We start from the raw sequence: 26336 nt of genomic DNA on the forward strand, positions 1-26336 counted from the left end.
CCTTTTATTACCAAGGTATAATGCCATCTTTGTTAAGTATTTTACCATTATAGTTTGTTTCACTTAATGCATATTTAATAATAATTTTAGCACTTTCAGTGGTTGTATGGCCACCAGGGGAATTTCCATTAAGATCCGTAGTTGTAAAACCAGGAGTTACCCCAAATACTTCTGGACCGTTAGTGGCAAATTCTTTACTAAAAGCTAATGTTAAAGCATTAATAGCTGTTTTGGAAGAATTATATCCTAGTGTATTAATTGGATGTGTTTCACCATTAGCAAACATTGTTAGTGAGGCCATGTCAGTTGTTACATTTATTATTTTACTGTTGCTTGAATTCTTTAATAATGGTAAAAAGGCTTGCATCATTTGGAAAGTTCCAAAAAAATTAACTTCAAATCCTTGGCGTAAAGTTTCAATATTTAATTCACTAGGTAGTGTATTGAAGTCTAGCGCTATGCCTGCGTTATTAATTAATAAATGTAAGTGGTCAGTCATTTCGTAAATTTTCTTTATTGCTTCTTGAATGGATTGTGAATTTGAAATATCTACTTGAATATAGGAAACGTTTGAAACATTTAAAGATTCTACGGCTTGTTGTCCAAGTTGTTCATTACGAGCACCTAAAAATACGTGATAATCTTTTTCTGCTAATTGACGAACAAGTTCATATCCAATTCCTTTATTTGCACCTGTTATAAAAGCATATTTTTTCATATTGAATTCCTCCAGTAGTGTTATAGTAGGTTACAATGGAAAGGATACAGCCTAAACTTAAGTTTAGGTCAAGAGGAATTTTTTAAAATAAATATAGAATATCTATATATAAGAGTGAGAATTCTTATCATTTAAGAGAAAGTCTGTTATTATAAGAGATGTAGGTATTATATTTTCAAGGGGATGAAAACATGGAGTACAGAATTGAAAGAGATACATTAGGAGAAATAAAAGTTCCAGCTGATAAATTATGGGCAGCACAAACACAACGTAGTAAAGAAAACTTTCCAATTGGAACAGAGCAAATGCCACTTGAAATTGTAAAAGCATTTGCAATTTTAAAGAAGAGTGCAGCGCTTAGCAATCAAAAATTAGGAAAGCTATCAGAAGAAAAAGCAGAAGCAATTGTAGAAGCTGCGGATGAAGTGATTGCAGGGAAATGGAATGAACATTTTCCGCTTGTCGTATGGCAAACAGGTAGTGGTACACAGTCAAACATGAATGTGAATGAAGTAATTGCAAATCGTGGGAATCAAATTTTGAAAGAGAAGGGATCTGACGTACATATTCATCCGAATGATGATGTGAACATGTCACAAAGTTCAAATGATACATTTCCAACGGCGCTTCATGTAGCTTGTGTAATCGCAGTAGAAAATCACGTATTACCAGCAATTACGAAATTAAAAGAAACTTTAGTAGAAAAAGTAACTGCATTTGAACATATCATAAAAATTGGTCGTACACATTTACAAGATGCAACGCCGTTAACTTTAGGGCAAGAAATTAGCGGATGGCACCGTATGCTTGAAAAAACAGAGCGTATGATTGCAGAGAGCAATACATATATGAAAGAGTTAGCAATTGGTGGAACTGCGGTTGGAACAGGTATCAATGCTCATCCTAAATTTGGTGAGATGGTATCAGAGGAAATTAGTCAATTTACAGGTAAACAATTTGTTTCTGCACCAAATAAGTTCCATGCATTAACGAGCCATGATGAAGTTGTATATACTCACGGTGCATTAAAAGCATTAGCTGCGGATTTAATGAAAATCGCTAACGATGTACGTTGGCTTGCAAGTGGTCCACGTAGTGGTCTTGGAGAAATTATTATTCCAGCAAATGAACCGGGAAGCTCTATTATGCCAGGGAAAGTAAATCCAACGCAAAGTGAAGCATTAACGATGGTTGTAGCGCAAGTGATGGGGAATGATGCAACAATCGGATTTGCTGCGAGCCAAGGTAACTTTGAGTTAAATGTATTTAAACCTGTTATTGCTTATAACTTCTTACAATCAGCTCACTTATTAGCGGATGCAATTGTTTCGTTTAATGACAATTGTGCAGTTGGTATTGAAGCAGATGAAGAAGTAATTAATGAAAATGTGAATCGTTCACTAATGCTTGTAACAGCGCTAAACCCACATATCGGATATGAAAATGCAGCGAAAATTGCGAAGCATGCTCATAAAGAAGGGTTAACTTTAAAAGAAGCAGCATTGCAATCTGGGCTACTAACAGAAGAGCAATTTGATGAAATTGTAGATCCAAAGAAAATGATTGCTCCAAAAGAGTAATAGAGAAAGCCAAGGTTCTTAGTATAGAATCTTGGCTTTTTTGATGTTCATTTTTATGTTTCATCTACTTGCAATACTACAAGCTTCAAAATATATTATTTGTTAGCAGGCGTATTCATTACTTTCATCTGTGGGCAGTTCTCTTTTAAGAGTGAAATGAATTTTTCTTCTTCTAGTGGTACGAAAGTGGTCACTGAGTCAAATAAATTGTAATGGATTTCTAATTGTTGTCTAGTCCATTTTTTTGAATGAAGTTTTTTACCAGAGTATTTAACGTGACGAATATCTTCAAATGGAATTTCAGTATGAAAAATGAAACCGTGTTTTACAACAAGAGATGATTCCGTTATGTTGTAGTGAGAGAAATAGAATGAAGAAAGATTCACGATATTTAATAGCATCATGAGAGTGAAAAAAATAGAATTTTCATTTTGGAAGAATAACGAAACGAAAAAAATAATTATAAATAATGTAATGAAAATGACGTGGAATGGATTTTTTTTCGCTTTAAATTTCAAGTTAGTCACCTCGGTATACTTGTTCTTTAACTAAATTAAATCATAACATTGTGATAAAACGTGTGAATATGCAGAATTGCATATTCGCGCGTTTTATTATTCATGTAAAATTTCTTGATGGGATAAATTCAAAAGAAGTTTTGTAATAGTGGAGTGGCATAAAGTGACTTACAAGAATAGAAAGATAGCGTTAGTCATAATTAGTTGTATGATCATTATGAGTAGTTGTGCTAATAAATTTGTTGAAGATAGAAATCGAAAGCATACATTTGTACAAGCAAGTAAGGTTTTAGTAGAGACTGTAAATAGAATATATAAAAAGTAAAGGATGTTTTCTTATACGAAAACATCTTTTTTGTAGTTAAAATTGAATACTGAAGTTTTGGAATGAGTGAATACCAGTTCCATATTCACTAATCGCATATGTATTCTGTGCAATTTGTTTAACGGTAAACTAAGGGTCTTAAAGAATATTTATGTTCTATTTCACATCCTATAAAATGAATTTGTATAAACATATTCGCTTTTCGTTGTATTAAACCCTTTTGTTAGATGTTTTTATAAAAGTTTATAAAATGGGCAAACGAAACGTTGAAATGTTTGTTTGTGTTGTGATAAGATGATGAAGTGATAACAAACGATATATTGATTTGTTTGGTTTTAAATAAACATTTTGAAGGAGTGTTTAGTATGAGTGATATTTCAGAGAAGTTTTGGGATGCGTCAATAGAGGAATTAAAGAAAGGGTATGTGTTTGATGAAGAAAAAGAGGAGTACATTTGCTTAGCTTGTGGTGAAACATTTATTAAAGGTGTTATTTATCAAGATAACCAAATTTTGTATGAAGCAGAGAAGTTCGTCCAATTGCATATTCAAAATGAGCATACGTCTATGTTTGATTATTTGTTAAATATGGATAAGAAATTTACTGGTTTAACGGATTTACAAAAGAAAATGGTTCAGTTTTTCCATATGGGACTGAATGATAAAGAAATTGTAAAAGAGATGGATGGCGGAAGTACATCAACAATTCGTAATCATCGATTTACACTGCGAGAGAAAATGAAGCAAGCAAAAGTATTTTTAGCGCTAATGGAATTATCAGAAGAAAAATCAAAAGTACAAACGAAATTTGTGCCAATTCATAGAACAGCAACGATGGTGGATGATCGATACAATATTACGGAAGAAGAAAATGATGAAGTATTAAAAGCTCATTTTACAGAAGGATTAGATGGACCTCTCTCTAAATTTCCGAAGAAACAAAAGCGTAAATTAATTATATTGCGCCATTTAGTGAAGAAGTTTGATAGTAATAAAAAGTATACTGAAAAAGAAGTAAATACAGTGATAGAAAATGTATACCCTGATTTTGTAACTTTAAGAAGATATTTAATCGAATATGGATTTTTAGATCGAACAGCTGATGGAAGTCAATATTGGGTGAAGTTATAATCATACGAAAAGAAAATGAATAGAAGCACAGTATTATAACAACTATACAAAGAGATAGAGATTGAAAATAGATGTTTAATAAAAGGAGAAATGAAATTTGAAACCACCTGCAGATAACAATAAAGAAGGTGCGGAGTCACATAAGTTGGAAAGTGAGAGTAAACCGATTTGGAAATCGATGTCGATGTTTTTAGTACCGTTATTATTAAGTAATGTACTACAATCAGTTGGACAATTATTTGGTATGGTAGTAGTAGGAAGATGGCTTGGAGTTAATGATTTAGCGGCTATATCAGCATTCTTCCCATTATTTTTCTTGCTCGTTTCATTTGTAATTGGTATCGGTTCAGGAAGCTCTATTTTAATTGGTCAGGCGTTTGGTGCTAAAAACGAAGATCGTTTAAAAGCTATCGTTGGTACGACGTTGACGTTTACCTTTATTATTGGAGTTGTGTTGGCGATAATAGGCAGTATTTTTGCAATGGATATTATGCGTCTAATGGGAACGCCAGAAAATATTATTGAAATAAGTGTACATTATGCACGGATTTTATTTATATCGATGCCAGTATTATTTTTATATTTCGCATATACAACATTTATGAGAGGTACAGGAGATTCTAAAACGCCATTTTACTTTTTAATTGTAAGTACTGCGCTAAATATGATCTTATTACCGATTCTTATTTTTGGATGGTTAGGAGCTCCGAAATTAGATGTGTATGGAGCGGCCTATGCATCTGTTATATCTACAGTTATTACGTTTATTGTCATGCTTGTGTATTTAAAGAAGAAAAATCACCCATTACAACTAGATGGAACGGTTAGAAAATACCTTCGAATGGATGGGGAGTTATTAAAGCTATTACTAAGGCTCGGTATTCCAGCGAGTATTAATATGATATTAGTTTCATTATCTGAAATTGCCGTAATCGCATTTGTAAATCGTTACGGTTCGGATGCAACAGCTGCTTACGGCGTTGTGAATCAAGTTGCAAGTTATGTACAAATGCCAGCAGTTAGCCTTGGTATTACAGTTTCCATTTTTGCGGCACAATCGATTGGTGCGAATCAATTTGATCGATTACAGAAAGTTGTGAAGGCCGGAATTATTATGAACTACGTCATCGGTGGTGTGTTAATATCTCTTATTTACGTATTCTCAAGAGACATTTTATCACTATTTTTAACGAGTCAAACTACAATTGAAATTGCTCATAGCTTAGTTATGATTACATTATGGAGTTATTTAATTTTCGGTCATGCACAAATTATTAGTGCGACAATGCGAGCGAGCGGTACAGTACTTTGGCCAACTGTTATTGGAGTTGTTTCAATTTGGCTTGTAGAAGTACCCGTAGCATATTATCTTTCTTACCATACAAGTCTTGGAATAGAAGGCATTTGGATCGGGTATCCAGCAGCATTTATTGTCAGCTTAATATTACAGTATGCATATTATAAGCTTTCATGGCAAAAGAAACGAATTACACGATTAGTTAGTTAAATAGAAAAATGTCCCTAAGTTATTAGACTTAGGGACATTTTTTCGTAAGTTCAGGTTTATAAATAGCTTTTTAAAGTTATATCAAAATGTTGTCTAATGAGTGTTTTATCACTCATATAAAACTCCCACGCTCTTTCCGGTTCACCGATAATCTCAAAGGATTCCTCTGTAATATATAAAGCGCAATTATCCTCCAGTGCAATTCCTTCTATATTCCCTTGATGATTTTGTAAAAAGGAATGGAAGGCGTTCATTCTGTTTAATTGATTATAATGTGGACAAAATCTTTTATTAACAATACCCCATCCGTTACTCTCTATATAACCAGAACCTTCATAATCTGATCGGATACTAGACGTGAACCAACACATAGCACCAGCGCTATAACCAGCAATAAGTGTTCCTTGCTGCAGAGCCAATAATAATTTTTCATCGAGTCTATGTTCTTTCCATTGCGTAAGCATGTGAATATAGTTCCCGCCACCTAAATAAATTAAATCGGCTGAATGAATCATCTCGTCTATTTCATACTTTGAAGGTGAATCTGTTGTAGTACGTAAAATTTGTACTTCACAATGTAATTGTTTTTCAAAAGTGTCTAAAAATAATTTTATATAGCTTTCATCATCATGACTAGCCGTTGGAATAAACAATATTTTTGGGTACTGTTTATTTGTTAATTCTATAAGGCGTTCATTAATAGGCAAGTGATTTGAATCTTGTAAATCACCGCCACCAATGACAGCTAATTTCATAGTAAAGCACCACCTAATTATTTTTGTTATATAAAAATTCGATAGAAGAGAGTTACATTCCTTCCGTAATGTAATCAATAATTAGAAAATGTAGCTTAAGTATATCGGAATAGTAAAGAAACTACTGACTATATATACCAATGCATTAGAAACCATACATTGATATATAATATTTCATACTAATGTTTCAAAATATGGAAAAAATATGTTTAAATAGATATAATGACGCATTGATTCATATTGAATTTATACTTATATTTTAAAAGGGTATCGGAAATAATAGCGATTTTTTAAAACAGTTTTTACTTTTAATAGGAAGTTGTATTACAATATGTTAAAATTATTTCAATATATTTATTTAATATGAAATACAAAGAAGGAGAGTGAAAAAAGTGGATTTTCGATTTGAATTTACAACGAAGCTGAAAGAATACTTAGACGATGAGAAGGATGAAAAAATAATAAAAGATGGACACAGAGATGTAATTTTTCACTATTTATATGCGTTAGAGACTGAAATTGGCGTTGTTAAAAATCCTAATTTTACTTTTTTTGCATCAGGAAGACGTTCACATATAGTGTTAGAAAACGTTGAATTTAAAACAGAAGTAAATGTAAAAAGTAATATAATTGAAATTACAAAAATAGTGGATAATGTAGCTATTCCGTTAGATACTATCGTAGCGAAAGATCGGGAATTATTTGCACTTGGACGTAATGAGAAGTTTAGTGTACAAATATTAGAGCAGTATCTTTTTGATACATTTGGAGAAAAATTAGGTTTAAAATGAATGGAATAGCCTATGTATTTATGGGTAGTTAATTTTCATATATATCATTTACGTTTGACCTTTCATTTAATTTATACTACAATTCGTAGTGTGAAAGGAGTTGTACAATGTTTACTCAAAACTATAAGTTAAATGAGCACGGGTTAAATCATTTCTTTGGACCGCTTGAAGCGAAAATTATGGAGATTGTTTGGTCTAGCGATGGTATTACTATTAAAGAAGTGCAGCAGAAATTAAGTGAAGAATCACCTGTGAATTTTAACACTGTTATGACAGTTATGAACAGGTTAGTAGAGAAATTACACTTAGAAAAACAGACTGTGAAAAGAAGTGGTATATATCGTGCTGTACAAACAAAAGAAGAATTCTTATCCAATCAAACGAAGAAAATGACACAGGAATTGATGGGGGAATTTGGAGATTTAGTTGTAAATCATATGTTAGATGAGTTAGAGCAGGCTGATCCGACTTTAATAAAAAAGTTAGAAGACAAATTGAGTCAGTTAAAAAGAGAGGATTAATGAAATGAAATGGCAAATGCGTAAAATCGTATTGTTAGCAGTAATTGTTAGTATCCTCTTTTTCAGTATGTTAGTGTATTACGTTACATATCCATTTCTGTTTCAAAATAAGATGTTCCTTCTTTCAAATTTTTGTTTGTTCCAGTTAGAAAAACATATGAAAGAATTATCGCTGATTCGTATTATAATCGCTGGATTATTACTACTTACTGTATTAATCGTGTGCAAAAGAATTTGGCGACAATTTTTCTATAGTAAAAAATTACAAAAAGTACTTATCCCTTTCGTCCGAAAAAGAAAACAAATATATATATTGCCGACTACGGAAGTTGCGGCATTTACAATTGGGCTATTTCGTCCGAAAGTTGTCATGTCGGAAGGGTTGCTTCAAACATTTTCAGATGAAGAAATTGATGCGATTATTTTCCATGAAGAATATCATCAAAAGAATTGGGATCCGCTAAAATTATTTTGTTTTACGCTATTAGCAGAAGGAATGATGTACATACCGATATTAAAAGGGTTGTTACAGCGATATCATACGTATCAGGAGCTAGCTGCTGATAAATATGCGATGCGAAAAATGGAATCTTCATTTGAGTTAGGTAGCGCGTTATTAAAATTAATTAAAATAAAGACAATGGAAAATCGATGTGTTACAGCTTCATTTGCAAAAACAGCAATAAATTTACGAATCGAGCAAGTGTTAAATGAAAAGGTTGTTAAGCTTACTATTCCGTTACATACGAATTCGGTATATGTAACAGTAGGTTTATTCTGTATGTCGGTTGTACTTATTGTCGGAGAGTGCATATAGCCTCTTTTTTTAAGAATAAACACTACTCATCGTAGTGTTTAAGGGGGAATAAAATGAATGCAGCAGATTTAACAATTTGGCTTGTGGCTGGGGCGGGAGTATTGTCATTTATATCACCGTGCTCTTTACCGCTATATCCATCTTATTTATCTTATATTACAGGTGTGTCTATCCAAGATTTAAAAGAAAATCGTGGGATTATGCAAAAATCAGCGATTATACATACAGTATTTTTTATGATCGGATTTTCGGTTATATTTTACGCGTTAGGTTTATCGGTAAGCTGGATTGGAATAACATTTTCATCTAACCAAAAATTGATTCAACAAATTGGTGGGATTTTTATTGTTTTAATGGGGCTATTTATGACGGGCTTGTTTCAGCCTAAGTGGCTTATGGCAGAGAAAAAGGTGCAGTATAGAAGTAAATCGACTGGATATATTCGCTCGATTTTAGTCGGTATGACATATGCAGCGGGTTGGACGCCATGTGTTGGACCGATATTTTCAGCTGTACTCATGCTTGGCGCGACGAATCCTGAAGGGGCGCTTCTTTATATTACAGCGTATACTCTTGGGTTTGCGGTTCCATTTTTCGTGATGGCATTCTTTATTGGGAAGGTAAAATGGATTGTTACATATGCCAATGTCATGATGAAAATTGGCGGTGGAATGATGATTGTAACAGGTATTTTATTGTATACAAATCAAATGACGAAAATTACAGCATTCTTTATTCGTCTATTCGGTGGATTTACAGGTTTTTAAAAATGAGGAGGAAGAAAAGTGAAGAAAATAATTGCTATTATATTAGTAGGGGCACTCGTTTGGGCGGGGGTTAACTTTTATAATTCAAAGAAAGAAGAGAAGGAAAGAAAAGCGAAACAAGCAGAGTTACAGGAGAAAGAAGTATTACCACAAGTCGGTTTTAAAGCACCTAGCATCACATTAAAAGGATTAGACGGAAAGTTACAGTCGTTAAATGATGCCAAGGGAAAACCGTATATTATTAATTTTTGGGCATCATGGTGTGGGCCGTGTGAAATGGAGGCACCTGACTTAGTTCATATGTATGATAAATATAAAAAGGATGTTGAAATTTTTGCGGTGAATGCAACTGTTAGTGACCCAGTACAAGAAGCAAGCGCATTTGCTAATCGTTATGGTTTTGAGTTTCCTGTTCTACTAGATATGGACGGAGTAGCTGGACTAGATTATAAAGTATTCTCTTTACCGACGACATTTTTTGTTAATAAAGATGGAATTATAGTAGATCATGTACGAGGTGTATTACCACCAGATCAATTAGAAAAGAAATTTAAGAAATTGATTGAGAATTAAAAGGAGATTTGGTGACGATGGAGTGGATTGTGAGGTTACAACCCATATCTCTTATAATTGGAAGTCTATTTGGTTTTATGTTGATGAAACGAAAGATGAAGTATCAAAATGTATCATATGAAAAAATGATGGATGCCGTAACAAATGCTTTTCTTATCATCGTATTTGTATGGAAGTTTGCACCAGCAATTTTAAATCCTGTATGGGCTTTTGGGGCGCCGGTGCAAGCAATATTAGCTATTGGAAGTATGCAACATATTGTAGTAGGATGCGTAATTGCGAGTGTATACATTGTTTGGAAAAGTAAAAAGGAACAATTTTTGCTTCGTATTTTACTTGATGTACTCCCTTTTGGATTGTGTGTGTGCATTATCTTTTATTTTCTATTCCATCATGAAGTAGGTGTACAAACGACACTACCATGGGGAATGAATATATATGAATCTAAATTTTTATATCATCCTATTTTCGTATATGAGATCATCCTTGCTCTTTGTATAATGGGCTTGTTATGGATGAAAAATGAAAGGCTCGGAAATGGAAAGAATATAAGTATTTTTCTAATTGTTGAGGGGTTTGCTCATATTATTATTTCGCTTGTTAGTGAACAAAATTCGGTTCTGTTTGGTCTATCAGCACAGCAAATAATGAGCTTTTGTATTATTAGTTTAGGGATTTTGTTGGTGCCTAAAAAATAAAAAATAGCCATTAACGGATATTCCCCGTACATGGCTATTTTTTTATTACATATATTAAAAAATCGGCGGAGTAACAGAAAATAAGACTACCGCATTTTTCTCAAAATGATTCACCCATTTATGCTTTAAATAAGCAGGTATTTTTACACTGTCGCCAGTTTCTAATACGTATTCTTCCTCATTTAAATATAATGTGATTTTCCCATCTAAGACAAATGCTAATTCTTCTCCTTTATGTTCTAGCACATTTTCTGATGAAGCTGTATTAGGCGGGACGGTCATAATTGCTGTTGCTAAATTTCCAGTGAAATCAGGTGAAAGCATTTCATATGATAAATTATCAATAATCATTTTCTTTCGTTTATGGGAACGTACAATTAAATCGTCTGTATTTGTATCTTCAAGTAAAAAGCTAAATGTTGGCACATCAAGAGCTTTAGCAAGCACTTTTAATGTTTGGATAGAAGGGTTAGCGGACCCGCGCTCAATTTGACTTAACATTGATGGTGTAATATCGGCCATTTTTGCTAGTTCTTTACTAGTTAAACCTTTTTCTTTTCTTTGTTTTTCAATTTTTTTACCAATATCTATATTTTCCATAATGAAAATCTCCTTAATAATTATTAAATTATATTTAAATAAATTAAATTAAAATTAACTTAATGGGATTATTTGTGTTAAACTATATTAAAATTAATTTAATTATAATTTATTGTATGGTGAGCTACAAGGATATAAGGAGGAAACAAAATGAAAGAAATAGGGGCATTACAAGCAGAATATCCATTAGTGAATAAGCTTATTGCAACAGAAGAAGTATTTTGGATAAATCCAAACATAGAAAAGTATGAAACAGCAATAAAAGATTCACCACTTAATGAAGAGAATGTAAAAGATGCGGAAGAGAGATTAAAGCGTTTTGCACCATATATTGCGAAAGTTTTTCCTGAAACGAAAGGGGCGAACGGCATAATCGAATCACCTTTAGTGAAAATACCTTCTATGAAAGAAGCTTTAGAGAGAAAATATGAGCAACCTATTTTAGGAGAATTATTATTAAAATGTGATAGTCATCTTCCAATATCAGGATCAATTAAAGCTAGGGGCGGTATTTATGAAGTGTTGAAACATGCTGAGCAACTAGCATTGCAGCACGGAATGGTAACAGAAGAAGATAATTATTCCGTTTTAGATAGTGATACATGTAGAGAGTTTTTCTCGAAATATTCAATTGCAGTAGGTTCTACAGGGAATTTAGGACTTAGCATAGGGATTATGAGTGCGAATCTAGGTTTTAATGTAACTGTTCATATGTCAGCAGACGCAAAAGAATGGAAGAAAGATTTATTAAGAAGTAAAGGTGTAAACGTTATTGAATATGAAGATGATTATAGCAAAGCAGTAGAAGAAGGAAGAAGACAAGCGGATGCGGATCCTAGCTGTTATTTTGTAGACGATGAAAACTCGCATGATTTATTTTTAGGATACGCAGTAGCAGCATCACGATTACAAAAGCAATTAGAAGAGTTAGAGGTTGTAGTAGATGAAAATCATCCTTTATTTGTTTATCTTCCGTGCGGAGTAGGAGGAGGACCTGGCGGAGTAGCATTCGGTTTAAAGTTATTGTATAAAGATAATGTTCATTGTTACTTTGCAGAGCCAACACATTCTCCTTGTATGTTACTCGGCTTAATGACAGGCCTTCATGACAAAATTTCCGTTCAAGATATCGGAATTGATAATGTAACAGATGCGGATGGACTTGCGGTAGGAAGGCCATCTGGATTTGTCGGTAAAACGATGGAACCATTTTTGAGTGGGAATTACACAGTAAGCGATGAAGAGTTATATAGATTGTTAAAAGAGCTAGCTGATACGGAGAATATTTATTTAGAGCCTTCTGCACTAGCAGGTATGATAGGGCCAGTGAAAGTATGTAAAGAAGATGAGTATTTACAAAAGCTACAGTTAACAGAGAAGGTGAAAAAAGGTACTCATATTGTGTGGGGAACGGGTGGAAGTATGGTTCCAAACGATATAATGGATGAATATTATAGGAAAGGTTTGGAATTAACGATATAAGAAAAATGAGGCTAGTTGTAGCCTCATTTTTTCATGTACATAAAAATCTTTGTTATTTTCACAATAGTTCTTTATAGTATATATAAAGGATAACTAATATTGAATAAATACAACAAAAAGCTTTATTTTACATAATAAGAGGATGTGTATACGATGTCATTACAGACTAAATATATAGCGGGTATTTCGCTTGGGGTTATGGGTGTCGGCTTTGCGGCTTCTATCCCTTTTCAAGGAACGATAGCTGGAGAGATTATACAAGGGGGATTTGAAGCTGGGTTAGTTGGCGGGCTTGCAGATTGGTTCGCAGTTACAGCATTATTCCGTCACCCGATGGGAATACCAATTCCGCATACAGCTTTGTTACCTAAAAATCGTAAACGAGTAACGAAAGGGCTCATCAATACGTTAGAAAATGAATGGCTGACGAAAGAAAGTATTACGAATAAAGTAAAAGAGATGCAGTTAGCACAAATGGTACTGCAAATTGCTGAGAGAGAAATGCAGTCTGATGCTGTGAAAAAGGGGATTGTAACGATTGCAGAGAAAGCAATTGTTACAATAGATACAGAAAAGTTAGCTGTTATTATTGAAAAAGAATTAAAAACATATTTGCATACAATTAATACAAGTAACATTTTACAAGTGCTTGTTGATCAATTAGTTGTGCAAGAATATGATGAAAAGACACTTGATTACATTTTAGTAAAAGTGAAAGATTGGACAGCGCAAGATGAAGCACGCTACCAGCTCGGTAGTTTAGGTATGAAGGCGATGGAAAATATAAAAGTAGATGGATTCTTACAGTTTACATTGAAATCGTTTATGAATATTGTAGATGAAGATAAAATTGGCGGCATTTTGCAGAAGTTTATTATTAGCAATATTAACAGCTTACAAGATGCAGATAATAGCACGAGACAACTTATATTAGCGAAAATTCGTCAAGAAATTATAAATGTAAAAGAAAATGAAGCGTTACTACAAGAATTAGAAAATTGGAAAGAAAAATGGATTGCCAATTGGAATGCTACTGACAAAATAAAAGAGATGCTAGAGCAAGTACAGCAAAGAGCAGTTGCTTTTGTAAATAATGAAGAATTTGCTGATAAATATGTTATTCCATTTTTACAAAAACAAATGAATAAAATAAAAGAAGATGAACAGACAGTTCAAAAAATAGAAGATTGGTTACAAAAACAAGTTGTAAGTCTTGTTGAGAAGAACCATTCGAAAATTGGTAAGCTTGTACAAGAAAATCTTGATAAGTTAGATGATAAGACGTTAATCGAAATGATTGAAAATAACGTCGGTAAAGATTTACAGTGGATCCGAGTAAACGGGGCGGTTTGCGGATTTATGATTGGATTAGTGTTAGAAGGAATTAAAGCGATTATATGAGAAAAACCTTCCGCAATTGCGGAAGGTTTTTTATTTTTCGAGAACACTCATATTCAAATTATAAGCTTTCTCAATATTTAACTTGTACGTCCCATTTCCAGTTTTAATCGAATTTTTATACCAATGTTCTTGGGTGTTTAATTCTGGATGTTCTTCTGAAGAAGTATTTTCGTTTTTCGTTAAATCTTCTACTTGTTCCCAAGGTGTACTTCCATGTGTTTCTTTTTGATTCGTTACTGCTGTTAAAGATACATCACTTTCTTTTGCAAGATGGACAGACACTCTTGAGCTTTCCTGTACAAACCAATTATTTTGTAATTGACCTGGATAAAGAGATAGTTCGTTATTGGAAGCACGGATTTCCACATTTTTATTTTGCGGAAGAACAAGCGTTGGTTTCACCTGTGGTGCTGAATTAAATAACGTATGCTGAACAGGTAATGATTTTAAAGTGATATACATCGTTTCTCCAGCCGTTTGAACTGAAAGGAAATCATCTCGTTTTAAATTGAGTTTTTCATTTGCTTTCGTTGTCATTTCATAAGTTCCCAAAAGATGAATTTGATTTGTATTATTTCCCTCTATCGTTAGAGGTTGATGGCCTGCATCTACTACGATTTTTTTGATAGATTCAGGTATATCAAATTGTCCGTCTGGAATATTACTCGTTTGCCTCGTTGTGTTAATAGAGTGACGAACTTCTTCTAGTAATCCAGTTGATAATAAACAGTAAAAAGCAATTCCGACGCTTCCTAAAACACCGATAAAGAAAATACTAAAAATATCATATTTAATAAATGATTGTTCCTTCTTAGAAAATAGAAGGTATAGTAAAACTTCAGCTCCAAGTATGATAAGTAAAACTGGCCACCATGCAGTTAGTGTATCTAATACTTGAATTCCTTTTACGACTGAAAATAGTAAAAAGCACCCTAACGATATAATAGAAAGCCCCATTGAGAATGTTCCAACACGCCAAGTCCTCATTCGCTTGTCCCACCTTTGTTTTCTTTATTTCCAAGTAACAATTTAAAGCCGCCGCCAATTAAAAGGAGCGCAACGATAGATGTCTGGAAATAGCGATAATATAGTTCACTAAGATGAATATTAAATATAGTTACAAAATAATCATTCAAAATAGGAAGGACTGTTTGATTTAATAAATAATAACCACCGAGTGTAATTAATCCGATACCGATCCATCTTTGATGATTTATAAAATAATCGATAATGGGTTCGTCTTGTACTCGTTCTTTTCCGTATTTTGCTGTTTGCTGTAACGCATCAAAAAAGCTATAGAACCAAATGATTGGTACTAAAAATAAAAACGCAGAAAGTCTTAATAAGTCGAGTAAATAAATAGATAGTAAAAAGGCTGCCATAAGCTGAAGACCACGGCGTTGTAAACCTAAATACATATGACCTGCTCCAGGGAACATCGCTAAAATAGAAGCAAATGTTTTACTTTTCTTTCCTTGCTCTCGATGTTCTTCAAAATCTTCGAAAATAGTACGGTCAATTAATTGCTCGTCGCGTTCTTTTTTCTGTAGTTGCTGAACAACGTCAAAGAAATTATAAATCCATAAAACAGGTAACGTAATAAGAAAGATAAGGAAACTTTCTTGAGATGTTAATAATGTCACAAATATAATCATGCTGCCTAAGCCAGCGCAAGCGACTAAAAACGTAAGACCGCGTTGCATAAGTCCTAATTGGAAATGGCCAAGTCCAGGGATGATGGATAGGAGAATGATATAAAATCGTTCGCTCTCTTTAGAGGAATTTATCAATTCTCCAGCTTCTTGTTTTTTCGTTTGTTTTATAATGGTGATAACTAAATCTAGTAAGTTAATTACCCATAGAACAGCTAGTAAAAATAGAGAAAGAAAAGCAATATCACGTTCTCTTACTACTATGGTACAAAATACTGCAAAGGAGAATAGAAATAAAGATCCTCCGCTATATAAAATAAACCGTCCTAGCTTTTTTAAGTATAAATGTCCAAGCCCAGGAATTAGCCCTAATACAAGTGCTAAAAAGGGGTTTTTATTCATGCTTTAAACCTCCGTCCTTTTTTGATGTATCTACCGATTTGTTTACAATTTGTTGTGAGATAGAAGACTCGTTATGTTTTGAAGATTTCTCGAAATTTGATGTCGCTGTAAAAATATATTGGAATAAACCACTTACCATAAAAATAATTGTAGCTGCAGTCGCAATTATGTAGTGAATAATTGTGCGTTTTAGTGAGTTTGTTTTTATATTTTCATTAGGTTGTAGCGTTTCAAAATTAATTTGCGTCATAACTTCGTTCGTAAATGAATCATCATTTATCATTGGAAGGTTTTCATGTTGTTCATCAATACTTTCCATATAAAGTGTTAAACAATGATCACATTCGTAAAGATGTTCTTCCATAGATTCACGTTTATTGTTTTCTATAAAATCTAATGTATAATTGCGCCAATCTTCTTTTGAATAATGCATCATAGAAACTCTTCCTCCTTCCAATGTTTTTTAATCCATTTTCGTGCCCGATACAGTTTCATTTCGACTGTTTTTACTTCGATGTTTTCCTGTAAAGCAATTTCTTGATAACTTTTTTCTTCTAAGTAATGTGCGAGAACGACGTCACGGTAATTTTCGGGAAGTTCTCTCAGTTTTTGAGCAATGAGTAATTTCTGCTCTTTCGTCAATAATAAAGCCTCAATATTATGAGAGGACTTTATATTTTCCTCAGCTTCTTTACATAAGGAGAGTTCTTCACTTTCTCTAGCTTTCTTCCTCTTATAATCAATAGCGTGATTGGTGGCAATACGCGCCATCCACGTTTTTAATCCGCGAAATTGATAATTTGGGAGAGAGGTGTGAATTTTTACGAATACTTCTTGTGTAACATCTTTCGCATCTTCTTCATGTCTTAAAATAGAAAAGATAACTTGAAAAATATAGTGACGATATGTTTGTACAAGGATACGAAAAGCATGCTCGCTTCCTTGCTGTGCTTTTTCAATTAATTGTTTTTCCTCAATGGGTCTCTCCCTCCTTTTTGACGCATTCTATTATATAGACGTAAAGAATGATAAGTCACCCTACACATATTGTAAAAAAAAGAATAATATATTTTTTGCAGGAGAGCTAGATGAAAAAAGGTGTGAAAAAATGGTAAAGAGAAGTATATAATGAGCAAGTAGGAAATGTTACACGGAGAAAGGATGTGAATGTTAGTAGGGGAAGGGCCATACTAACAAACATGAAAATTAAAATATTAATAGCGGATGATAACTCTTTTATTAGAGAGGGCATGAAAATTATTTTAAATACATACGAAGAGTTCGAAGTAGTAGATACTGTAAATGATGGGGAAGAAGCTGTAGCATATTGTAAAAAGCATGAAGTTGATATTGCTCTTTTAGATGTTCGCATGCCAAATATGAACGGGGTAGAGGCGACGAAGTTCATTTGTGAAGAGACGAAAACAAAACCGCTTATTTTAACGACGTTTGATGATGATGAATATATTTTGGATGCAGTAAAAAACGGAGCGAAAGGTTATTTGTTAAAAAATAACGATCCGGAGCGTATTCGTGATGCGATAAAAGGAGTATATAACGGTCAAACTGTTATGCAAGATGTTGTCCTCGATAAAATTAAGTCTAATTTAATGGAAAGTAAAGAGGAAGAATGTAAAATTGATAAGAGCCTTTTCACAGAAAGGGAGCTTAGTATTATCGCATTAATTGCAAAAGGTTTCTCGAATAAAGAAATTTCGAAACAGCTTTTTATATCTGAAGGAACAATTGCAAATTATATTACGTCAGTTTTAGGGAAAACTGGACTTGAACATCGCACACAAATTGCGATTTATTACTTAACAGGGAAAGTAGATTAGTGATATGGAATTTTGGCTAACTGTAAGTAAATTAATTGTCTTTTTATATATTGTGTTTAGTTATATTTACGCAAATGTAGTAAATTTACCTTGGGTTATATTTACTTTACTTATTTACCTCTCTGTAAACGTAATGATTTCTATATTTAAAAAAGATACGTATAAAAAATTATTAATCTGTATGTCAATTGGCATAATTATGTTATTTACATGGAGGGTTCATCCATTTTTTATTTTGTTTTTACCTTTGAACTTATACGAAATTACATTCCATTACATAGAAAAGAATTGGCCACGCTTTGTTGTTATGATGCTCCCAATTACGATTGCAGATGAAAGTATTCGAATGACTTATGGATTAATTGTTGCATTTTCTTTTCTCGTTTTAACTATAGCAGATCGATATATATCGCGTGTAGTAAAGCTTGAATCGCAAAATGATAAGATGCGAAAAGATATGCAACGACTTACGAAAAGCTTACATGAAAATAAAGAGTACATAAGACAATCTGAATACACATTTAAGCTAGAAGAGAGAAATCGGTTATCGCAAGAAATTCATGATAAAATTGGTCACTCGATGACGGGTGCACTTATTCAAATGGAAGCAGCAAAAAGGTTAATGGAAATAGATAAAGAAAAATCTGCGGAGTTATTACAAAATGCAATTCACATTTCAAAAGATGGAATTGAAAGTATTCGCATTACATTAAAAAATATGAAGCCTCCAACTGAGCAAATTGGCATTCATCGTATGAAATTATTCATAGAGGAATTTGCCGGTAAGAATGATGTGAATATTCCTTTTGTATACAAAGGGAACTTAGATATGATTTCTCCCATTCAGTGGAAAATTATCGGTGAGAATGTTACAGAAGCACTAACAAATGCAATGAAATATGCTGATGCGACAGTTATTTCTATAGATATTCATGTACTTAACAAGATGGTTAAGGTGCAAGTGAAGGATAACGGAAAAGGGGTAGCTCTTGTTAAAAAAGGTCTCGGTATTATGGGGATGGAGGAGCGAACGGCGTCTGTAAACGGAAAAATTATTGTAGATGGGACAAGTGGTTTTTCAGTAACGATGTTGTTGCCAATATAAAGAGAATGGTACGAGGATGAACCATCTCATATGAAAAAAGTGAATATTCTCATGTGAAAAGAATGAACTTCTGCACTGAGCAGGTTCATTCTTTTTGTTTATACTAAAAGCAGAGAAACCGAAATAGGGGTGAAAATGATGAATACATTAGAAATTAAAAATTTAACGAAAAAATTTGGTGATTTCATCGCAGTTGATAATATGTCTTTATCTATTAAAGAAGGAGAAATATTTGGCTTTTTAGGATCAAATGGTGCTGGTAAGAGTACAACGATAAATATGATTGCTGGTTTGTTAAGAAGTAATGAAGGTGAGATTAGCATACTAGGAAAAAATATAAAGAAACATAATCGATTTGCGAAAATGAATATCGGTATTGTTCCGCAAGATATTGCGATTTATGAAGAGTTAACTGCCTATGAAAATGTGAAATTCTTTGCTGGATTGTACGGGTTACGAGGAGCCGAATTAAAAGCTAGGGTAGAGGAAGCTCTTCAATTTGTAGGACTTAGTGATAAACAGAAAAGCTATCCGAAGAACTTTTCTGGTGGGATGAAGCGAAGACTGAATATCGCTTGTGCAATTGCTCATAGACCGAAGTTAATTATTATGGATGAGCCGACAGTTGGAATTGATCCACAGTCAAGAAACTACATTTTGCAGTCAGTACGTAAATTAAATGAAATGGGAAGTACAATTATTTATACGAGTCACTACATGGAAGAGGTAGAAGAGATTTGTACGAAAATAGCGATAGTAGATCACGGTAAAGTAATTGCAGAAGGTACGAAAGAACAGTTAAAAGCAATTATTACTGACACGAAAGATATTTGGATTGAAGTGAAATCGGTAGAGAATTTAGATGTAGAAAAATTAAAAGAGATAAACGGTGTGAAAGCAGTTCAAATTGAAGAAAACGTAATTAAAGTGAATTCTGATGCGGGATTAAATAATTTAAATAAAATCATTCAACACTGTATCAATCATGATATTGAAATTCGTTCATTAGAGGAGCAGGCTCCCAACTTAGAAACAGTATTCCTTACATTGACAGGAAGAAACTTACGAGATAAATAAAAAGTAAATGAAGAAAAGGTAAAGGGAGGTTCATCAATTGAACATCTTCAATATTGCAATTATGCATATTAAAAGAGATTTCAGAGACGTAAGAACTTTAGTTTTTATGTTAGCATTTCCGATTGTGCTTATGCTTGTGTTAGGAACAGCGTTAACCAACGCATTTAATAGTGATAGTCATTCGATTAAAGATATACAAGTGCTATATAAAGATGAAGCGAGTAGCACGTTTTCTCAATCATTTGAAGCATTTACGAAAGAAGTGGATAAATCAGGTATTCATTTTAAACAAGCTTCCGGCAGTATAGATGGGAAAGAAGAAGTGAAGCAAAATAAATATGCCGCTTATGTAGAGTTAAATAAAGATGGTGCAAAATTTTATGGGAGTGACAAAAGTAGTATTGAGGGAAGTATTGTGGAAGGAATGCTTACAACATTTGTTGATAAGTACAATGTAGCGGTCGAAGTTGCAAAAGTAGATCCTACTAAGGTTAGTACGGTTATTTCAAACGGAAATCATAATGATTATATAAAAGAAACATCTTTACAAGCTGCGAAAAAACCAGGTTCTATGGATTACTATGCGGTTGTAATGACAACGATGATTGCACTATATGCTGCGATGGGAGCGAGTTCTTTAATTCGAGGAGAACGAATACGTAAAACAGGAGATCGTCTCATTGCTGCACCTATAAGTAAAGCTGAAATATTCATTGGAAAAGTACTTGGTAGCCTAGTAGCAAATGCCCTGTGCATATTACTCGTCATGTTATTTAGTAAATTTGTTTTTCAAGCGAATTGGGGCGACCATCTTGGAATTATATTTCTTATTTTATTAACACAAGTCTTTCTAGCAATTAGCTTCGGTTTAGGAGTCGGATATATCACGAAAACAGCTGAAGCGTCTAGGGCAATTATTATGGTTGTTGTGCAATTAGCTTCTATTTTTGGAGGTGCATATTTCGTAGTAGAAGAAAATTTCGTTACGAATTTATCGCCATTAACTTGGGCAAATACAGCTGTTATGAAAATTATTTATGCAAATGATGTAGGGGCAGCACTACCAGTCATTTCTTTAAACATTGGAATTTCAGCACTCTTTTTATTAATTGCAATTATTGCATTACGTAGACGGGAGGGGCTATAGCATGAAGGATATTTTATGGCTCATACAAAAAACGTTATCTGTGCTTTTGAAAAATAAAAAAAGTTTACTCATTATAATTAGCTTGCCGATAATAGGGACGCTCATTTCCTTTTCGATATATGGAAATGCAGGGCAAGGAACGTTAAATATCGGGATTGTAAATAAAGAAAATGAGCCAATAGCAAATGATACGATAAAGTTTTTAGAAGGATTAAATCATGTGAATGTGAGTAAGGTTAAGGAGTCTGAAGTAGAAGATAAACTCACTTCCAAAAAACTTGATGGAGTTATTACATTAGATTCTGGTTTTTCAAAAAGTGTTCGAGAAGGGAAACCAGAGCATATTGAAATTTCATCGATTAAAGGTGATCAAGTAACAGGATTTATAAAATCATATTTATATAATTATATTGATAATATAGCAGCTATTAGTAAAGTAGCAGGAACAGATCAAAGTACATTCGACAATATGTACGCAGGGTATCAAAAAAGTTCATTTAAAATGAAAACTGAGACGCTAGAAGATACTTCGAAAAATAAAGATATGACAAATCAAACGATGGGTTACCTTATTATGTTTATGCTGTTTTCAGCAGCGAACTTATCAGGTCATATTTTAAAAGAAAAAGAGAATAGAACGTACTTTAGACTATTATCAACGCCGATAGATGGGAAGAAGTTCATATTATCTAATGTCGGGGTAAATATGATAATACTAACAGTACAAATTTTGATTACAATCCTATTCCTAACGAATGTTTTTCATACGAATATCAATATGCCTTTCATAGTGATGATGGGCGTACTAATGCTATTTGCATTAATCGCAATTGGAATATCATTAGTCCTTGTAGCTTTTTCGAAAAACTCAGCATCGGCAAATACGATGCAAAACATGGTCATTGTACCAACATGCTTACTAGCGGGTTGTTATTTCCCATATGACATTATGCCAAGTGCAGTACAAAAAGTAGCTAATTTTCTTCCACAGCGCTGGTTGTTAGACACAGTATCGAAACTACAACAAGGAATACCATTCTCGGAGTTGTATTTAAACATTTTAATTTTATTCGCTTTCGCAATTGCATTCTTCTTAATTGCTATTTATAAGTTTGGAAGAAATAATGATGCGAGGAATTTTGTTTAATGTGAAAAGGATGTGACGTTAAGTCACATCCTTTTTTGTATGAAGCATGAAATCTAAATTTGAATGACAAAATAGAAAGGTGGAAAGAAAATGATCGGAAGGAAATCAAAATGATTAAAAAAATATTGCGAGTTACTTCTATTGCTATTGCTATTTTCGTTTTTATTTTAATTTGGATGCATATTGACGTTACACTCGGAAGAAAAATGGAAGCCGGGAAAAACATGCCGACAGAGTATGCGCCTCATTATAGTGACTTTCAATTATATGTGGAAGGAAAGTCTTTTTATAAACAATTATTTACTGATATAAGAGAAGCCAAAAGCTCCATTTACACTTATTTCTTCATTTTGTCGGATGATAAAAGTAGTCATACTTTTTTAAACTTATTAAAAGAGAAGGCAAAAGAAGGAGTAAACGTCTATTTATCAGTTGATCGCATTAATGATTTATCATTTGAAAGAAAGATGATAAATGAATTGCGGGAAAGTGGTGTGCATTTTACATATAGTAGAAAACCTGCATTGCCATTCGGATTTTATTCACTTCACCATCGTAATCATCGCCGTATTACGACGATTGATGGGGAGATTGGCTATACAGGCGGATTTAATATAGGAGATGAGTACTTAGGGAAAGATAAGCGATTTGGATATTGGCGTGATTATCATGTACGGCTTAAAGGAGAAGGAGCAAAAGATTTAGAAGAGCAGTTTGCTTTAGATTGGAAACGAGATACGAAAGAAGAGATAAAGAGGAGTACGAATAAAGCTAGTGAAGGGAATACATTACATACTATGACTAGTTACAATGGGCATTACGTTGCTGAAAAATATATAGAGCTCATAAAACAAGCTCAGCACTCCATTGTAATTGCAACGCCGTATTTTATAGCAAAAAATAAAGAATCCATGAATGCTTTAATCGCAGCACAAAAGCGTGGTGTTACAGTAAAAATACTTTGGTCATATAAACCAGATCTACCTCTTATAAAAGAAGCGGCGTATCCATACATACGTCAAGCTGTTAATAATGGGATTACTGTATATGGGTATAAAAAAGGAATGTTCCATGGCAAATTAATGCTTATTGATAATGAATTAACCGTTATTGGTACAACAAACTTTACTTCGCGTAGCTTCAATATAAATGATGAAATGAATTTTTATATTTATGGTGGTCCTATTGTAGGACAAGTTAATAAGGCGTTAACAGAGGATTTTCATGATTCGAAAGAAATGACGAAAGAGTTTTTTGAAAAGTTATCTTTTTGGGAGCGTTGTAAGGAGAAAGTGGCGGGATTGGTTGACTTCTATTTGTGATGATGAATTAGGAAAGGGTGCCTACAAAAGGCACCCTTTTTTGGTGGGAAATCATTATTTTTCATGCACCAACATCGTAACATCATCATTAATCAACGTCCCCACATGTTCGCCTAAACATATTTTTTTCATGACTCCAGGCTCATCAAAGTTAAAGACATGTGCTGGTAAATTGTAGTCACGGGCAAGCAGTAATGCCGCTTGATCCATAACTTGTATATTTTGTCTAACGACATCATTATAGTTTAGTTTGCTGTACATTTTTGCTGATTTGTTATGCTTTGGATCACTTGTAAAAACACCGTCGACACCTTGTTTTGCGACTAATATGGCATCGCTATTCATTTCAATAGCTCTTTGTACGCTTGGATAATCTGTCGTCACGAACGGTTGCCCGTTTCCGCCTCCAAAGATAACGATATAGCCGTTATCTAAATGGTGGACTGCACGCAAGCGAATGTATGGTTCAGCTACTGCATTAAACGGGATGGAAGTCATAACGCGTACTTCTCTATTTGTTTTACTTGTTAAAACACCGCGAAGCATTAAGCTGTTAATGATTGTACCTAACGTACCGATATTATCAGCTTCTACTCGATCGATTCCCCATTCTTCAGCTAGATGCCCCCTAAAAATGTTACCGCCACCAATGACGATGGATACTTCGATACCTAAATCAACAATGGATAAAATTTCGTTTGCGATATGTTCTAATCGTTTGGAGTTAAAGCTATTTCCAGTTTGATCGGCAAGTGCACCGCCGCTTAATTTAATTAAGACACGTTTATATGGTCTCATAACAATTCCCCCTATATAGATCGCAATAAAAAAGGAACAAAGGCGAATGCCTTTGTTCCTTTTTAAGAAAATGAAAAAGAAAAGAAGAAGATAGGACGAATTGCTTTGTATAGTTTTTCATAACATCCACTCCTTTTCATTTTGATTTGTTTTAAGTATATATCTTTTTGATTATACGAAACAATCTGATTACTTATCAAGTTTATTTTATCGTTTTTTAACAAAATGGTGTCAATGAAAAAAAGAAGAAAAATATTTGAATTTTTTGTGACGAACTTGTAGGTTTTTGTATGATTTTGTAGGTTCGCTTATAAGATGTGTGAGTAGCTTTTATAAATTCAAATTGAAAGCGTTCGCATGAAGGGGATGAACATAAATGAAAAAATTCGGATTGGCAACACAAATTTTTGTCGCGCTTGTTTTAGGGATTGTAGTAGGGGCAGTCTTTTATGGCAATAAAACGGCGATTTCTTATATCACACCAATTGGGGATATATTTATTCACTTAATTAAAATGATTGTAGTACCAATTGTTATTTCAGCATTAATTGTTGCAGTAGCTGGTGTAGGAGATATGAAAAAGCTTGGGAAACTAGGCGGTAAGACAATTCTTTATTTCGAAATTATTACGACGATTGCTATTTTAATGGGATTACTTGCAGCGAATATATTCCAACCAGGTACTGGCGTTGATATGAGTAATTTACAGCAAAGTGATATTTCTTCTTATAAACAAACTGCAGATGCAACAGAGAAGAAAGGTTTTGCTGAGACAATTGTTCATATTGTACCGAAAAACGTATTTGAATCGATTGCACAAGGTGACCTATTACCGATTATATTCTTCTCAGTACTATTCGGCTTAGGAGTTGCAGCAATTGGAGAAAAAGGAAAGCCAGTCTTTAACTTCTTTGAAGGTGTACTCGAAGCCATGTTTTGGGTTACAAATCAAGTTATGAAATTTGCACCATTTGGTGTATTCGCATTAATTGCCGTTACGGTTGCAAAATTTGGTGTAGCAACATTACTTCCGCTAGGAAAACTAGTGCTAGCTGTATACGTAACTGTTATACTATTCGTTGTGATTGTATTAGGTATTAATGCACGAATGGTTGGAGTAAACATTTTTACATTAATGAAAATTTTAAAAGAAGAACTGATTCTTTCGTTTACGACAGCAAGTTCAGAAGCTGTTTTACCTAATATAATGAGAAAAATGGAAGAGTTCGGTTGTCCAAAGGCAGTTGCCTCTTTCGTAATTCCGACAGGTTATACATTTAACTTGACTGGATCGGCTATTTATCAAGCGTTAGCGGCATTATTTGTTGCACAAATGTACGGTGTGCACATGTCACTAACGGAGCAAATAACGTTATTATTCGTTCTCATGTTAACATCCAAAGGTATGGCGGGAGTTCCAGGTGCATCATTCGTTGTTGTATTAGCAACGTTAGGTTCGATGGGGCTACCACTAGAAGGTATTGCGTTAATTGCGGGAATTGACCGCATTTTAGATATGATTCGCTCATCTGTCAATGTATTAGGAAATGCATTAGCGGCCATTGTTATGTCGAAGTGGGAAGGCGAATTCGATAATGAGAAAGCAAAACAATATGTAGAAACAGTCAAAGAAACAAAAGCAGCATAAGAAATCGTTAAGGAGTG

The 26336-nt window shown here is 33.5% G+C and carries 27 protein-coding genes; 18 read left to right on the plus strand and 9 right to left on the minus strand.

All coding sequences use genetic code 11. The annotated features are described in order from the left end of the window. Nucleotides 1–7 precede the first annotated feature (7 nt). Nucleotides 8–718 carry an SDR family NAD(P)-dependent oxidoreductase gene (locus tag MHH55_RS02930; RefSeq protein WP_000759544.1) on the minus strand — a complete coding sequence of 237 codons (711 nt, stop codon included), beginning with the start codon at nucleotides 716–718 and terminating at the stop codon, nucleotides 8–10. A 191-nt stretch (nucleotides 719–909) separates the two neighbouring features. On the opposite strand from MHH55_RS02930, the gene fumC reads away from it, so the two are divergent. Further along, a complete protein-coding gene (gene fumC, locus MHH55_RS02935) occupies nucleotides 910–2298 on the plus strand; it encodes a class II fumarate hydratase (RefSeq protein ID WP_000456610.1) in 1389 nt (462 codons plus the stop codon). A gap of 95 nt (nucleotides 2299–2393) precedes the next feature. On the opposite strand, the gene MHH55_RS02940 is transcribed toward fumC, so the two are convergent. Beyond that, a complete protein-coding gene (locus tag MHH55_RS02940; RefSeq protein WP_000669069.1) occupies nucleotides 2394–2816 on the minus strand; it encodes a PH domain-containing protein in 423 nt (140 codons plus the stop codon). 690 nt (nucleotides 2817–3506) lie between these two features. Here MHH55_RS02940 and MHH55_RS02945 point away from each other — a divergent pair. Both MHH55_RS02945 and MHH55_RS02950 read left to right on the plus strand, forming a co-directional pair. Then, on the plus strand, nucleotides 3507–4271 hold the full coding sequence (locus MHH55_RS02945; RefSeq protein ID WP_001280271.1) for a DUF2087 domain-containing protein: 765 nt from the start codon (nucleotides 3507–3509) through the stop codon (nucleotides 4269–4271). Between the two features lie 97 nt (nucleotides 4272–4368). Beyond that, nucleotides 4369–5778, plus strand: coding sequence for an MATE family efflux transporter (locus MHH55_RS02950; protein WP_000804124.1), 1410 nt, complete (start codon nucleotides 4369–4371; stop codon nucleotides 5776–5778). 56 nt (nucleotides 5779–5834) lie between these two features. On the opposite strand, the gene MHH55_RS02955 is transcribed toward MHH55_RS02950, so the two are convergent. Further along, nucleotides 5835–6533, minus strand: a complete 699-nt coding sequence (locus tag MHH55_RS02955; RefSeq protein ID WP_000762118.1) for a peptidase E — start codon at nucleotides 6531–6533, stop codon at nucleotides 5835–5837. 392 nt (nucleotides 6534–6925) lie between these two features. Here MHH55_RS02955 and MHH55_RS02960 point away from each other — a divergent pair, with 392 nt between their 5' ends. From MHH55_RS02960 to MHH55_RS02985, 6 genes are all read left to right on the plus strand, one after another. Beyond that, nucleotides 6926–7324 (plus strand): DUF3942 family protein, encoded by a 399-nt coding sequence (locus MHH55_RS02960; protein ID WP_000347525.1) that lies wholly within the window; start codon nucleotides 6926–6928, stop codon nucleotides 7322–7324. 107 nt (nucleotides 7325–7431) lie between these two features. Next, complete coding sequence (locus MHH55_RS02965) at nucleotides 7432–7845, plus strand: BlaI/MecI/CopY family transcriptional regulator (protein WP_000495053.1); 414 nt, start codon at nucleotides 7432–7434, stop codon at nucleotides 7843–7845. A 4-nt stretch (nucleotides 7846–7849) separates the two neighbouring features. After that, nucleotides 7850–8662 carry a M56 family metallopeptidase gene (locus MHH55_RS02970; protein WP_000871940.1) on the plus strand — a complete coding sequence of 271 codons (813 nt, stop codon included), beginning with the start codon at nucleotides 7850–7852 and terminating at the stop codon, nucleotides 8660–8662. A 53-nt stretch (nucleotides 8663–8715) separates the two neighbouring features. Beyond that, nucleotides 8716–9429: a cytochrome c-type biogenesis protein CcdA gene (gene ccdA, locus MHH55_RS02975; protein ID WP_000990443.1), complete on the plus strand. Its 714-nt coding sequence runs from the start codon at nucleotides 8716–8718 to the stop codon at nucleotides 9427–9429. A gap of 18 nt (nucleotides 9430–9447) precedes the next feature. After that, a complete protein-coding gene (locus MHH55_RS02980; RefSeq protein WP_000719879.1) occupies nucleotides 9448–10002 on the plus strand; it encodes a TlpA family protein disulfide reductase in 555 nt (184 codons plus the stop codon). A gap of 17 nt (nucleotides 10003–10019) precedes the next feature. Continuing rightward, nucleotides 10020–10700: a prolipoprotein diacylglyceryl transferase family protein gene (locus MHH55_RS02985; protein ID WP_000454848.1), complete on the plus strand. Its 681-nt coding sequence runs from the start codon at nucleotides 10020–10022 to the stop codon at nucleotides 10698–10700. 54 nt (nucleotides 10701–10754) lie between these two features. Here MHH55_RS02985 and MHH55_RS02990 read toward each other — a convergent pair whose 3' ends face one another. Further along, on the minus strand, nucleotides 10755–11300 hold the full coding sequence (locus tag MHH55_RS02990) for a helix-turn-helix domain-containing protein (protein ID WP_000427638.1): 546 nt from the start codon (nucleotides 11298–11300) through the stop codon (nucleotides 10755–10757). A 150-nt stretch (nucleotides 11301–11450) separates the two neighbouring features. Between MHH55_RS02990 and MHH55_RS02995 the strand changes: the two genes are divergently transcribed. After that, the gene (locus tag MHH55_RS02995) at nucleotides 11451–12782 is read left to right on the plus strand and encodes a D-serine ammonia-lyase (protein ID WP_000658538.1); all 1332 of its coding nucleotides are present in this window, start codon (nucleotides 11451–11453) and stop codon (nucleotides 12780–12782) included. Between the two features lie 153 nt (nucleotides 12783–12935). Continuing rightward, a complete protein-coding gene (locus MHH55_RS03000) occupies nucleotides 12936–14183 on the plus strand; it encodes a DUF445 domain-containing protein (RefSeq protein ID WP_000058300.1) in 1248 nt (415 codons plus the stop codon). A gap of 30 nt (nucleotides 14184–14213) precedes the next feature. Here MHH55_RS03000 and exsE read toward each other — a convergent pair whose 3' ends face one another. Genes exsE through MHH55_RS03020 form a run of 4 tightly spaced genes read right to left on the minus strand, consistent with a single transcriptional unit; the run spans nucleotide 14214 to nucleotide 17215 of the window. Further along, a complete protein-coding gene (gene exsE, locus MHH55_RS03005; protein ID WP_001261429.1) occupies nucleotides 14214–15170 on the minus strand; it encodes an exosporium protein ExsE in 957 nt (318 codons plus the stop codon). After that, nucleotides 15167–16237: a hypothetical protein gene (locus MHH55_RS03010; protein ID WP_078186206.1), complete on the minus strand. Its 1071-nt coding sequence runs from the start codon at nucleotides 16235–16237 to the stop codon at nucleotides 15167–15169. The genes exsE and MHH55_RS03010 overlap by 4 nt, the downstream gene beginning before the upstream one ends. Beyond that, nucleotides 16230–16673 (minus strand): hypothetical protein, encoded by a 444-nt coding sequence (locus MHH55_RS03015; RefSeq protein ID WP_000972341.1) that lies wholly within the window; start codon nucleotides 16671–16673, stop codon nucleotides 16230–16232. The genes MHH55_RS03010 and MHH55_RS03015 overlap by 8 nt, the downstream gene beginning before the upstream one ends. Beyond that, nucleotides 16670–17215: an RNA polymerase sigma factor gene (locus MHH55_RS03020; protein WP_256737415.1), complete on the minus strand. Its 546-nt coding sequence runs from the start codon at nucleotides 17213–17215 to the stop codon at nucleotides 16670–16672. Before MHH55_RS03020 ends, MHH55_RS03015 begins: the two co-directional genes overlap by 4 nt. A gap of 221 nt (nucleotides 17216–17436) precedes the next feature. Between MHH55_RS03020 and MHH55_RS03025 the strand changes: the two genes are divergently transcribed. From MHH55_RS03025 to cls, 6 genes are all read left to right on the plus strand, one after another. Continuing rightward, nucleotides 17437–18075, plus strand: a complete 639-nt coding sequence (locus MHH55_RS03025; protein WP_000694093.1) for a response regulator transcription factor — start codon at nucleotides 17437–17439, stop codon at nucleotides 18073–18075. Between the two features lie 4 nt (nucleotides 18076–18079). Then, nucleotides 18080–19180, plus strand: coding sequence for a sensor histidine kinase (locus MHH55_RS03030; protein ID WP_000397690.1), 1101 nt, complete (start codon nucleotides 18080–18082; stop codon nucleotides 19178–19180). Between the two features lie 138 nt (nucleotides 19181–19318). Further along, nucleotides 19319–20257 (plus strand): ABC transporter ATP-binding protein, encoded by a 939-nt coding sequence (locus tag MHH55_RS03035; RefSeq protein WP_001093818.1) that lies wholly within the window; start codon nucleotides 19319–19321, stop codon nucleotides 20255–20257. A 37-nt stretch (nucleotides 20258–20294) separates the two neighbouring features. Next, the gene (locus tag MHH55_RS03040; RefSeq protein WP_078186205.1) at nucleotides 20295–21404 is read left to right on the plus strand and encodes an ABC transporter permease; all 1110 of its coding nucleotides are present in this window, start codon (nucleotides 20295–20297) and stop codon (nucleotides 21402–21404) included. A gap of 1 nt (nucleotide 21405) precedes the next feature. Beyond that, a complete protein-coding gene (locus MHH55_RS03045; RefSeq protein WP_078186204.1) occupies nucleotides 21406–22551 on the plus strand; it encodes an ABC transporter permease in 1146 nt (381 codons plus the stop codon). A 110-nt stretch (nucleotides 22552–22661) separates the two neighbouring features. Then, complete coding sequence (gene cls, locus MHH55_RS03050; protein ID WP_134266062.1) at nucleotides 22662–23873, plus strand: cardiolipin synthase; 1212 nt, start codon at nucleotides 22662–22664, stop codon at nucleotides 23871–23873. Between the two features lie 54 nt (nucleotides 23874–23927). Here the strand turns inward: cls and pyrH are convergent, their stop codons facing one another. Further along, nucleotides 23928–24671: a UMP kinase gene (gene pyrH, locus MHH55_RS03055; RefSeq protein WP_001248059.1), complete on the minus strand. Its 744-nt coding sequence runs from the start codon at nucleotides 24669–24671 to the stop codon at nucleotides 23928–23930. Nucleotides 24672–25047: 376 nt separating this feature from the next. Here pyrH and MHH55_RS03060 point away from each other — a divergent pair, with 376 nt between their 5' ends. Continuing rightward, on the plus strand, nucleotides 25048–26319 hold the full coding sequence (locus MHH55_RS03060; RefSeq protein WP_000713293.1) for a cation:dicarboxylate symporter family transporter: 1272 nt from the start codon (nucleotides 25048–25050) through the stop codon (nucleotides 26317–26319). Nucleotides 26320–26336 lie beyond the last annotated feature (17 nt).

Source organism: Bacillus sp. FSL K6-2944, assembly GCF_038005385.1.
Classification (GTDB): Bacteria; Bacillota; Bacilli; order Bacillales; family Bacillaceae_G; genus Bacillus_A; species Bacillus_A cereus.